9 protein-coding genes and 2 pseudogenes are annotated in these 9,865 nt (G+C 63.9%); 6 read left to right on the top strand and 5 right to left on the bottom strand.

Going from position 1 to position 9,865, the window contains the following annotated elements:
- Positions 1–34: 34 nt before the first annotated feature.
- Positions 35–1,249: an acyltransferase family protein gene (locus tag DH10_RS29210; protein WP_192248350.1), complete on the bottom strand. Its 1,215-nt coding sequence runs from the start codon at positions 1,247–1,249 to the stop codon at positions 35–37.
- Between the two features lie 124 nt (positions 1,250–1,373).
- On the opposite strand from DH10_RS29210, the gene speB reads away from it, so the two are divergent.
- From speB to DH10_RS29195, 3 genes and pseudogenes are all read left to right on the top strand, one after another.
- Complete coding sequence (gene speB / locus DH10_RS29205) at positions 1,374–2,375, top strand: agmatinase (RefSeq protein ID WP_192248352.1); 1,002 nt, start codon at positions 1,374–1,376, stop codon at positions 2,373–2,375.
- 29 nt (positions 2,376–2,404) lie between these two features.
- Positions 2,405–3,337: an N-acetyl-gamma-glutamyl-phosphate reductase gene (gene argC / locus DH10_RS29200; protein WP_192248355.1), complete on the top strand. Its 933-nt coding sequence runs from the start codon at positions 2,405–2,407 to the stop codon at positions 3,335–3,337.
- Between the two features lie 6 nt (positions 3,338–3,343).
- Positions 3,344–4,176, top strand: a pseudogene (locus DH10_RS29195) (aminoglycoside phosphotransferase family protein).
- Here DH10_RS29195 and DH10_RS29190 read toward each other — a convergent pair.
- A complete protein-coding gene (locus DH10_RS29190) occupies positions 4,166–5,257 on the bottom strand; it encodes a COX15/CtaA family protein (RefSeq protein ID WP_192248358.1) in 1,092 nt (363 codons plus the stop codon). The pseudogene DH10_RS29195 and the gene DH10_RS29190 overlap by 11 nt on opposite strands.
- A 152-nt stretch (positions 5,258–5,409) precedes the next feature.
- Here DH10_RS29190 and DH10_RS29185 point away from each other — a divergent pair, with 152 nt between their 5' ends.
- Complete coding sequence (locus DH10_RS29185; RefSeq protein ID WP_192248361.1) at positions 5,410–5,625, top strand: DUF2842 domain-containing protein; 216 nt, start codon at positions 5,410–5,412, stop codon at positions 5,623–5,625.
- A gap of 6 nt (positions 5,626–5,631) precedes the next feature.
- Here the strand turns inward: DH10_RS29185 and DH10_RS29180 are convergent, their stop codons facing one another.
- On the bottom strand, positions 5,632–6,690 hold the full coding sequence (locus DH10_RS29180) for a polysaccharide deacetylase family protein (protein WP_192248363.1): 1,059 nt from the start codon (positions 6,688–6,690) through the stop codon (positions 5,632–5,634).
- A gap of 90 nt (positions 6,691–6,780) precedes the next feature.
- Here DH10_RS29180 and DH10_RS29175 point away from each other — a divergent pair, with 90 nt between their 5' ends.
- Both DH10_RS29175 and DH10_RS29170 read left to right on the top strand, forming a co-directional pair.
- The gene (locus DH10_RS29175) at positions 6,781–8,010 is read left to right on the top strand and encodes a GNAT family N-acetyltransferase (RefSeq protein ID WP_192248366.1); all 1,230 of its coding nucleotides are present in this window, start codon (positions 6,781–6,783) and stop codon (positions 8,008–8,010) included.
- Between the two features lie 125 nt (positions 8,011–8,135).
- Entirely contained in the window at positions 8,136–8,372 is a 237-nt protein-coding gene (locus DH10_RS29170) for a hypothetical protein (RefSeq protein WP_192248369.1), read from the top strand.
- A gap of 95 nt (positions 8,373–8,467) precedes the next feature.
- On the opposite strand, the gene DH10_RS29165 is transcribed toward DH10_RS29170, so the two are convergent.
- Both DH10_RS29165 and DH10_RS29160 read right to left on the bottom strand, forming a co-directional pair.
- Positions 8,468–8,902, bottom strand: coding sequence for an FKBP-type peptidyl-prolyl cis-trans isomerase (locus tag DH10_RS29165; RefSeq protein WP_192248372.1), 435 nt, complete (start codon positions 8,900–8,902; stop codon positions 8,468–8,470).
- Positions 8,903–9,204: 302 nt separating this feature from the next.
- A pseudogene (locus DH10_RS29160) lies at positions 9,205–9,865 on the bottom strand (GumC family protein); the annotation flags it as partial.

The raw sequence follows: 9,865 nt of genomic DNA, 5'->3' as shown, positions 1-9,865 counted from the left end.
TCTGGATCAATGAGTCCTGACCCTAGCTGTTTGGTCAAATCCGTTTGGAAAGGCGGCGGAACCACGCCAGCGCCGGCATCTCGACGAAGCGCCAGGTGAACCATGATGTGACGACGACGGCGATCAACATCGCCATCAAAGCCGCGAAGCCGATCCAGGGCGAGCCAATGCCGAAGCCGGTCAGCTGGTCGCCGCGCAGGGTCATGTCGCCGACGATGCCAAGCCCGAGCTTGCGCTCGACCAGGCCGCCGACATTGATCATGCGCGCCTGAACGAAAATGTGGACCATGTAGATCGAATAGGAGAGCGAGCCGAGCAGAAGCATCGGCCGGCTGGAGAGCAGGGCGCTGATCAAACCGCCCTCATGAGCGAAGAGGTAGAGCGCCAGCGCAAAGACGACGGGCGCCGCAATGCCGGCGTCGTTCGTTCCGGCGACCGAAACGAACATGCCGATCACCGCGATCATCGCGAGCTCGGCCAGCGTCCAGGCGACGCGCCCTGCCTGGCCGACCATCGCCTGTCGCGCCTCTGCAATGGAATCGTGCTGAAACCAGGCGAGCAACGCGCCGAGCGAGAAGCCGTAAAGGCAGCGGATGAAGCCGAAATCGAAGGACACGTCCATATGACGGGTCGAAAAAGCAAGCAGGAAGAAAGGCGCCGTCACAGCGGCGGCCACGAACCATATCCAGGCGCGCCGACCGGTCGCAAAGACGACGCCGGCAAACAGCAGGTAGGTGAAGAACTCGGCCGAAATGCTCCAGCTCGGCGCATTCCAGCTCAGATGATTTTCGAGTCCCATGCCCTGCAGCAGGAAGAGATTGGCAACGAGACTTTTGAGGTCGAAGCCGCCGGTGAAGGGCGCGGCACCCGTTCCGTGCAGGGCCGGGAGCGCAAGCCGCACAAGCTCGAAAGCGACGAATGCGGCAAGTATCAAAACATGCAGCGGGTAGATGCGGCCAAAGCGCACCAGCGCGAAACGGGCAAGCTCATCCGGCCCGCTCAGCCGGCTGCCGTAGGAGCTGGCGATGACGAAGCCGGAAAGCACGAAGAAGAAATCGACGAACAGATAGGAGCCGCCGACAAACGCGCTCTGCGAGATCATCGAGGTGGTCGGGAAATGGAACAGCGCCACCAAGAGCGCGCAGATACCGCGCCAGGAATCGAGCACCAGGAAGCGCTCGCCGGCCATCGTTCCGGTTCGGGTCGCCGCCGGCGGGGGCGCGAGGTTGAGCAAGGCGGCCTCGGTCATATTGATACAAATCCTGTGTTGCCGTGGCACTCACTGAGCGCCATTCCGTCTCCGCAAGCTGTGACTGGCATGTTGCGTGCCGCTTCTGTAGTTGTGGCTGCCCGATGACAACCGAGGACCCGTAATGGCGAACAAAGAGATCGACCACGCCTTCACCGCCCGTTCCAAGACGGGCGCGTCGTTCGAGCCGACCTATGCCGGCGCGCTGTCGTTCATGCGGCGCAAATATACGAAGGACGTGAAGGGCGCGGACGCCGTCGTGTGGGGCATTCCCTTCGATGCCGCGGTCACCAATCGTCCCGGCGCGCGCTTCGGGCCGCAGGCGATCCGCCGCGCCTCGGCGATCCTCGACAACGATCCGCAATACCCGTTCTCGCGCGACCTGTTCGAGCAGATCGCAGTGGTCGACTATGGCGACTGCCTGCTCGACAGCGGCAACCATCAGAAGACACCCGGCACGATCGAGCGCGAGGCGGCCAAGATCCTGAAATCAGGCGCCTTCCTTTTGACGCTCGGCGGCGATCATTTCGTCACCTGGCCGCTGCTCAAGGCGCATGCCGCGATCCACGGGCCGCTGGCGCTGGTGCAGTTCGACGCGCACCAGGATACCTGGCCGGACGACGGCAAGCGCATCGACCATGGCTCCTTCGTCGCCCGCGCGGTGAACGAAGGCATCATCGATCCCGACCGCTCGATCCAGATCGGCATCCGTACGCATGCGCCGGACACGTTCGGCATCAAGATCATCTACGGCCATGAGGTCGAGGAGATGCGCGCCTCCGACATCGCCTATGCGATCGTCGAGCGCACCGGCGGCAGGAAGACCTATCTCACCTTCGACATCGACTGCCTCGACCCGGCTTTCGCGCCCGGCACCGGCACGCCAGTGGCCGGCGGCCCGTCCTCCGCCAAGATGCTGTCAACGCTGCGCCAGCTCGGCCAGGTCGATATCGTCGGCGCCGACGTCGTCGAGGTTGCGCCGGCCTACGATCATGCCGATATTACGGCAATTGCCGGATCGATCATCGCCATGCACTATCTTGGCCTGGTTGCCGAACGGAAGGCGCGGCTCGAGGACCTGAACAACGGCACTCATGCCGTGATGCATAACGCTCAGGGCATATAACTTTGAAATCGCAGGGAATTTGGTAACCGATGAAACCGAAAATCTTCATTGACGGCGAGCATGGCACGACGGGCCTGCAGATCAGGGCGCTGCTGGCCGACCGCGGCGACCTGGAGATCATCTCCATTCCCGCCGAGCGCCGCAAGGAAGCCGCGGCCAGGGCCGAATTTCTCAACGCCGCCGATGTCGCGATCCTGTGCCTGCCGGATGCCGCCGCCAAGGAGAGCGTGTCGCTGATCGAGAACGACACGACCAAGGTGATCGACGCCTCGACCGCGCATCGCGTGGCCGAAGGCTGGGAATATGGCTTCGCCGAAATGGACAAGGATCAGGCGAAGAAGATCGCCAGCGCAAAACGCATCGCCAACCCCGGCTGCTGGCCGCAAGGCCCGATCGCGACGCTGCGGCCGCTGGTCTCCGCCGGTCTCTTGCCCGCTGACTTCCCAGTCACCGTCAACGGCATCTCCGGCTATTCCGGCGGCGGCCGGCCGATGATCGAGGACTATGTCGGCAAGGGCGAGGATGCGCCCGAATTCCTGCCCTATGGCCTGACGCTGCAGCACAAGCATGTGCCGGAGCTCAGGACCTATGCGAAGCTGTCGCATGATCCGATCATGCAACCGGCGGTCGGCAATTTCGCGCAAGGCATGATCACGGTGGTGCCGCTGCAACTCGGCGGCCTCGACCGCGTGCCGACGGGCGCGGAGCTTCATGCGGCGATCGCAGACCACTACGCGTCGATCGACGGCGGCGTGGTCGAGGTCGCGCCCTATACGCATATGGAGCGCATGCCGGAGATCGACCCGGAGGTCTATAACGGCACCAACCGGATGAAGGTCTATGTGTTCGCCAATGACGAGCGGGCGCAGGCGCTGCTCTTGGCCGTCTACGACAATCTCGGCAAGGGTGCTTCCGGCGCCGCCGTGCAGAACCTGGACCTGATGCTCGGCATCAAGCACTGAGCGACAATGCAGGCGTTCCCCGAGCGCTGGAAGGTCAGCGCTCCCGAGCTCATTGCCGAGACCTTCTCCAGCCGCATCTGGAAGGTGACGCGCGAGGACGGCTCGCCGGCAATCGTCAAGGACCTGAAACCGTTCGACGATGTCGCGGACGAGTTGCGCGGCGAGCATTTTCTGGCCTGGCGGCGCGGCGAAGGCGCGGTTCGCCTGCTCGGCCGCGAAGACAATCGCATGTTGCTCGAATATGCCGGCGACCGGCTGCTCTCGCAGCACCTCGCCGAGCATGGCGATGATGCCGCGACCGCGATCGCGGCCGAGGTGATGGCGAAGCTGCTTTCGCCTTCGACAGACACTCCGCCGCCGGATCTGCAGCCGCTGCATGAAAGATTTATCAGCCTGTTTCGGGCGGCCAAATCCGACCGCGGCGCCGGCCGGGACACGCTTTACGTCGAAGCGGCGGCAACCGCCGAGCGGTTGCTTGCCGATCCGCATGACGTCAAGCCGCTGCATGGCGACCTGCATCACGACAATATCCTGTACGGGCCGCGCGGCTGGCTGGCGATCGATCCCAAGGGCGTGCTCGGCAACCCCGGCTTCGATGCGGCGAACATGTTCTACAATCCGCTCGACCGCGACGATCTCTGCCTCGATCCGCGCCGCGTCGCGCATATGCCGAAGTGTTTGGAAAAACGCACGGACAGTCGCCGCGCGCGATCCTCGACCATGCGATCGCCTATGGCTGCCTGTCCGCCTCCTGGCATCGCGAGGACGGCAATGCGGTCGACGAGGCGCGCGAGCTTTCAGTTGCCGAAGCCATCCGCAAGGTGCGCCTCAGCTTCTGACGGCGATCTCGGTAGGCAGCGAATAAGCACCCTTGGTGCCGCGCCAATGCGCGGCGGCAAAGCCGAGCACGATCAGCGCGAAACCCTGATGGGTCAGCGCCATATGCAGCGGCACCTGCATCAGGAGCGTGCCGATGCCGATTAAGGCTTGCGCCAGCACCAGCAAAAACAGAAGCGTGGCGCGGCGGGTATGGGTCGTGCCGGGCTGGCGCCGCCACGGTGCGACCATATGCCAGAGCGCCACCACAAAGAGTGTGTAGGCGCCGAGCCGGTGCACGAACTGTACCGTCTTCGGATTCTCGAAGAAATTCAGCCAGGCGGGTTTCAGCAGCAGGAGATCGGCCGGGATCACCTTTCCGTCCATCAGTGGCCAGGTGTTGTAGGAGAGACCGGCGTGGAGGCCGGCGACCAACCCGCCGAGATAGATCTGGATCAGGGCCAAAAGAACGATGAAGCCGGCAAGCCGCTGTGTCGAGCGGTCGGCGGCCGGCTCCGAATGCGGCGCAAGGCCCCGCGCGACCACCATGGTCGCTGTGAAGATCATGGCGGCGATCGTCAGATGCGTCGCCAGCCGATACTGGCTGACCGAGACTCGGTCGACGAGCCCAGAAGCCACCATCCACCAGCCGATGGCGCCCTGCAGGCCGACGAGCAGAAGGATGCCAACCAGTTTCGGTCCGAGGCCGCGTTCGATGCGACGGGTCGCCCAGAAGAACAGGAGCGGCAGGGCTAAGACGACGCCGACACAGCGGGCGAGGATGCGGTGCACCCATTCCCACCAGAAGATCGACTTGAACGCCTCGATGCTCATGCCCTTGTTGAGCTCGGTATATTGGGGGATCTGCTGGTAGCGCTGGAATTCTTCCTGCCACTCGGCGTCGTTGAGCGGTGGGATGACGCCGTGGATCGGCTGCCACTCGGTGATCGACAGGCCGGAATGGGTAAGCCGGGTGGCGCCGCCGACCAACACCAGCGCAAGCAGCACCAGCAGCACGAAATACAGCCAGCCGCGCACCAGCGCGCGGTTATGCAGATCGCGGTCGCGGGCGGCGGATGGGGCCGTGGCGATGATGGCAGCCATGGGAATTTCCCGGCAGTTGAAATCGCGGGATTGGTGGACCATGACCGCCTCGCTGGCAAGGCCGGACAGCGCGGCACGCCGTCGCGCTGGCCGGAGACGGTTGCACGAGCCTTCCGTTCGGCCTAAGCGAGACGGGTCAACGGGACCGCGACATGCCCATTCGCCTGAAAAAGCTGATCGGAACCATCCTGCTGGTGGCGCTGGTCATCGTCTACGCGCTGATCGCTTCGGCCATCGCGGTCACCAGGCTCGCCGAATACGGCTCCTTGGCGCATTTTCTGTTCTTCCTGCTCACCGGCCTGCTCTGGGTGCTGCCGGCAATGGGCATCATCAAATGGCTGATCATCGAGCCGCCTCAGAAAAGCTGAAATGCCTTAGATCGTGACGACCATCTTGCCGGCATTGGCGAGCGGCGTTGTCAGACCCGACAGCATCGTGCGGATATGGGCGACGCTCTGGTAGCGGCCGTTGACGGAAATGCGCGGTAGCGCGTGCAGGAAGCCGGCATGCTCGGCTCTCAGCACGCCGTGCCGGGTCGTCACCGCCGAGGCATAACCGGCGTCTCGGACAAAACCCACCTCGCGGCAGCCGACCGCGCTGGCATAGCCGTATGGGTAAGCGAAATGGTGCGGCTCCCGCCCGAGCTTTTCCTTGAGAATGCGGCGGACGTCGTCGATCTCGTGCTGCGCGTCCGCCTCGGAAAGCCGCTTGAGGTTGCGGTGATTGATGGTATGCGCGCCGATCGTCACTAGAGGATGCGCCGCCATCGCGCGGATCTCGTCCCAGCTCATCAGGGTACCGGGACGGCCCGTGCCAAGCTCGATACCGTTGGAGCGCGCCAATTCGCGCAGCGCGGCGCCCTGCTCTTCTTCGCGAACTTCAAGGGTCAGCCAGGCGGTCAGGCGCGCATTGGCCTGAATCTTTCGGCCTTGCGTGGAGCAGTCGATCACCGTCGGGCCGTTTGCCGTCGTCAGTCGAAGACGCGAGCTCCTGTCGACGATATCCTCGATCACGTCCCACCAGAGGTAGGCCGTGCCGTCGATGAGGCCTGGCGCGGCGTAGATGGTGATCGGTGCGCGATGCTTCTCCAGAACCGGCAGCGCTTCCGTCATGTTGTCGCGATAGGCGTCGTCTGCGGTGATGGCGGCGAATTGGCCGCCCTTGCCCCTTGAGCTTATCCGCTCGATCGCCTCGTCGAGACCGATGAAGGCATAGCCACCCGCCTTCATGTCGGCGATGAGGGTATCGAGAAAGCCGGGTGCGATGTTGAGGTGACTGTTGACGCTGTTCGGCTTCTCGGGCGTCGCGGTCACGCGATGCAGCATCAGGATGGCGCCGATGCCGCCGACAAACGGCTTCGCCAGCGGAGCGAGGCCGGTGTAGCGGGCAACGTTCAAGGCCAGTTTGCGGATCGCCTCGCCCCCGTCGATCATTCCTTCACCTTTTGCGCCTAGGCTCATTCAAGCACGACTTGCGCCTATGCGAACCCCAGGTTGCAACCAATACGTCTTAAGGATTGAGGGATGGTTGACGCCGCCGCGTCATTTGACGGCAATCGGGTCGCTGCCAACGAAGCGCCGGCGCGTGCGCCTGCCTCGAGCCAGGGCCGGTTGACGGCGGCGGTGAGCGACGGCGCCGATCTTACCGGCTATGCGGAGTTCTGCGCTTCGGCGCTGTTTGCCCCGGCGCAGAGCGCGTCCTGGATGCGCAACTGGACGGCCGAGACCAAGGCCGACATGGTGGTCGCCACGCTGAACGTCGAAGGTCGACCGGCGCTTTCGCTGGCGCTGGAAGTGGTGCGAAGCCGCCCCTTCCGCATCGCTCGCTTCGCCGGCGGACGTCACGCCAACGGCAATTTCGCGGCGGTCGACCCGCGGTCGCTGCCTGCCATCGACGGTCCGGCGATCCGCTCCTTGTTCTCGGCAATCGCCAAGGCGCGGCCGGACATCGACCTCGTTTCGCTGGAGCGGCTGCTGCCCGATCTCGACGGCGTCGCAAATCCGCTCGCCGCGCTGCCCAATTTCCCGAGCCCGAACCTGGCGCTGGCGGTCGATCTCGACGGCGGGTTCGATGCGCTGCTTATCCGCGCGAGCGGCAAGCGCAAGCGCAAGAAGCATCGCTCGCAGACACGCAAGTTCGAGGTTGTCGGCAGCTTCGGCCGCATCGAGGCGCGAAGCCGCAAGGAAGTCGACAAGCTGCTCGACGCTTTCTTCGACATGAAGGAGGTGCGCTTCGCCAAGATGGGCATAGCCAACGTCTTCGGCGATGGAGACGTGCGGGCCTTCTTCAGGGCGTTGTTCGCCGACGCGCTTGCCGAGCAAAAGCCATCCTTCCTGCTGCACGGACTGGAGGTAGCGGGGAAAATTCGCGCCGTCACCGGCTCCAGCCGCTCAGGCAAGCGCTTGATCTGCGAGTTCGGGGCGATCGCCGAGGACGATCTTGCCTTCACTAGCCCCGGCGACTTCCTGTTCTTCGACAACATCCAGGAAGCCTGCGAGCAAGGGTTCGACGTCTACGACTTCTCGGTCGGCGACGAACCTTACAAGCGGCTCTGGTGCGACATCGAGGTCCAGCATTTCGAGGTGCTGGCGCCGCTGACGCTGAAGGGCCGGGCGCTGGCCACGGGGCTCCGCCACGGCGCCCGGGCAAAGGCCTTCATCAAGAACAATCCAACGGTCTGGAAACTGACCAAGATGCTGCGCCGGAAAGCGGCCGGCCAGGCGGCCGCGCCTGCAGCCGAGGACGACGGTTAGCCTGGAAAGAGTCGCACTATCGCCGTCGAACTCCGGTTGACCGGGCAAGCAGGCCGACGTCCTGAGGTCCTTGGGCGGAACCTATCGAGTGCCGAGAGGTTTTCGCACTCAGAAGGAGAACGGCCATGGCCAAGTGCGACCAATGCGGCAATGACTACGACAAGGTATTCCAAGTTAGCCTGGACGGGCAAACCTATACGTTTGACAGCTTCGAGTGCGCGATCCAGAAGCTTGCGCCGACGTGCCCTCATTGCAGTGTGCGGATCATTGGGCATGGCGTCGAGCAGGGCGACATCATCTACTGCTGCGCGCATTGCGCCGCGCAGGAAGGGGCCAGCGCTCTGACCGATCGCGCGCCTTGACGTTCGCGATCTCTTGCCCTTCCCTCGGAGGGCCATTCGGGAACGCTTTCCAAGCAGCGCTCTGACATGACCCTGAGCAGTCGTTCGAGTTCCAGCTACGCCGCCTGAACGATCTCGACCAGTTCAACGTCGAATACCAGATCCTTTCCGGCCAACGGATGATTACCGTCGAGCTTGACGCTGGCGTCGTCCACACCGATGACCGTTACTTGCATGGCACGTCCTTCGCGGGTGCGGGCCTGCAATTGGGCGCCGATATCGACGTTGATATTTTCCGGCACGCTGGCGCGGTCGATGGTTACGACCGCTTCGGGACGATGCGGGCCATAGGCGGCGTCGGCGGGAACGGTGACGGTGCTTTTCGCGCCGACCTCCATGCCCTCGACATGGGTTTCGAGGCCGGGAATTACCTGTCCTTCACCTAGTGTGAATTGCAGCGGTTCACTGCCGGAAGAATCGAATTGCGTGCCGTCGGTCAGACGTCCGGTATAGTTGATGCGTACAGTGTCGCCATTCTTGGCCTGTGTCATAGCAACCATCCTTTTGGGAGTTTTTGAGGGACCGGCCTAGAGTTCACGGTCCCGCTCTCGATCATCCCCGCACGAAAGTGCACGGCGCGAAACTCTAAAACTAGGTGCTCCGCTGCCGATGTAAAGTGCTCGATCTGCCGAGAAATGTCCTGGTTCGGTTCTTGCAGCCGACGACTATCACACCCGGCACCGACTGAACCGTGCTCGATTCGTCGCCGTCTCGGTCTCTTCCCCCGGTACCTCGGGGCGATTCTTAGCAAGCGCTGCGGCAGTGCAGACCAGCCCGATTGGCGCGCTCAGCCCTATGCAGCCGACTGGCGCCCTGGCAATGGATTTCCCGGCTCATGGCCGACCGGGGTCACCAGCGTGACGTCCGGATAGCCGTTCTCGATCAGCTTCACCGCCGCCTGCGTCACCTCGTCATCGGCTTCGAGCATCGACAGGAAGACTTCCGTGCAGTCGCCTACAAGCCGGCTGATGCCTTGCGCATCGGCCGGGCCGCATTCGACGACGACGAGGTCGTAAGCCGTGGTCAGTGACTGCATGATGATCGGCAGTCGGTCGGCGGCACGCATGGCGCGGACGGGATCGGCTGTGCCCACGGGAACGACATGGGCGTCCGAGTAGAGATCCGGGTGGATGACGTCGCTGAACTGCGCTTCGGAGGCGAGGAGATTGGTGATGCCGGGGAAAAGCCCACTGTCCAGCATCGGACGCGAGGCGGCGCCCGAGGCGGTGAGATCGAGCAGCAGCACGCGCAGGCCCGCATCCGACACTTCGCGCGCCACCAGCACGGCGGTAGCGGCGGCCTCGTCGCCTTCCGGGGAGACGAAGATGGCGCGCGCGGCACCCGAGGCGATCAGCTTTTCAGCCGCCTTGTCGACATCGATCTCGCCCAGCCTGGACTGCCACGACGGAGACGCTTCCGCCTCGGCTGGCTCCGCCGGCTCGGCAAGCGCTGCC

The organism is Mesorhizobium silamurunense (assembly GCF_014843825.1).
GTDB lineage: Bacteria > Pseudomonadota > Alphaproteobacteria > Rhizobiales > Rhizobiaceae > Mesorhizobium > Mesorhizobium silamurunense.
The sequence above is the reverse complement of the archived record's forward strand: the minus strand, read 5'-3'. Positions and strand labels throughout refer to the sequence as shown.

What these genes read in the sequence shown, in the direction of transcription:
- DH10_RS29210 (WP_192248350.1), bottom strand. Translation starts at nt 1,249, where the DNA reads ATGACCGAGGCCGCCTTGCTCAACCTCGCGCCCCCGCCGGCGGCGACC.
- speB (WP_192248352.1), top strand. Translation starts at nt 1,374, where the DNA reads ATGGCGAACAAAGAGATCGACCACGCCTTCACCGCCCGTTCCAAGACG.
- argC (WP_192248355.1), top strand. Translation starts at nt 2,405, where the DNA reads ATGAAACCGAAAATCTTCATTGACGGCGAGCATGGCACGACGGGCCTG.
- DH10_RS29190 (WP_192248358.1), bottom strand. Translation starts at nt 5,257, where the DNA reads ATGGCTGCCATCATCGCCACGGCCCCATCCGCCGCCCGCGACCGCGAT.
- DH10_RS29185 (WP_192248361.1), top strand. Translation starts at nt 5,410, where the DNA reads ATGCCCATTCGCCTGAAAAAGCTGATCGGAACCATCCTGCTGGTGGCG.
- DH10_RS29180 (WP_192248363.1), bottom strand. Translation starts at nt 6,690, where the DNA reads ATGATCGACGGGGGCGAGGCGATCCGCAAACTGGCCTTGAACGTTGCC.
- DH10_RS29175 (WP_192248366.1), top strand. Translation starts at nt 6,781, where the DNA reads ATGGTTGACGCCGCCGCGTCATTTGACGGCAATCGGGTCGCTGCCAAC.
- DH10_RS29170 (WP_192248369.1), top strand. Translation starts at nt 8,136, where the DNA reads ATGGCCAAGTGCGACCAATGCGGCAATGACTACGACAAGGTATTCCAA.
- DH10_RS29165 (WP_192248372.1), bottom strand. Translation starts at nt 8,902, where the DNA reads ATGACACAGGCCAAGAATGGCGACACTGTACGCATCAACTATACCGGA.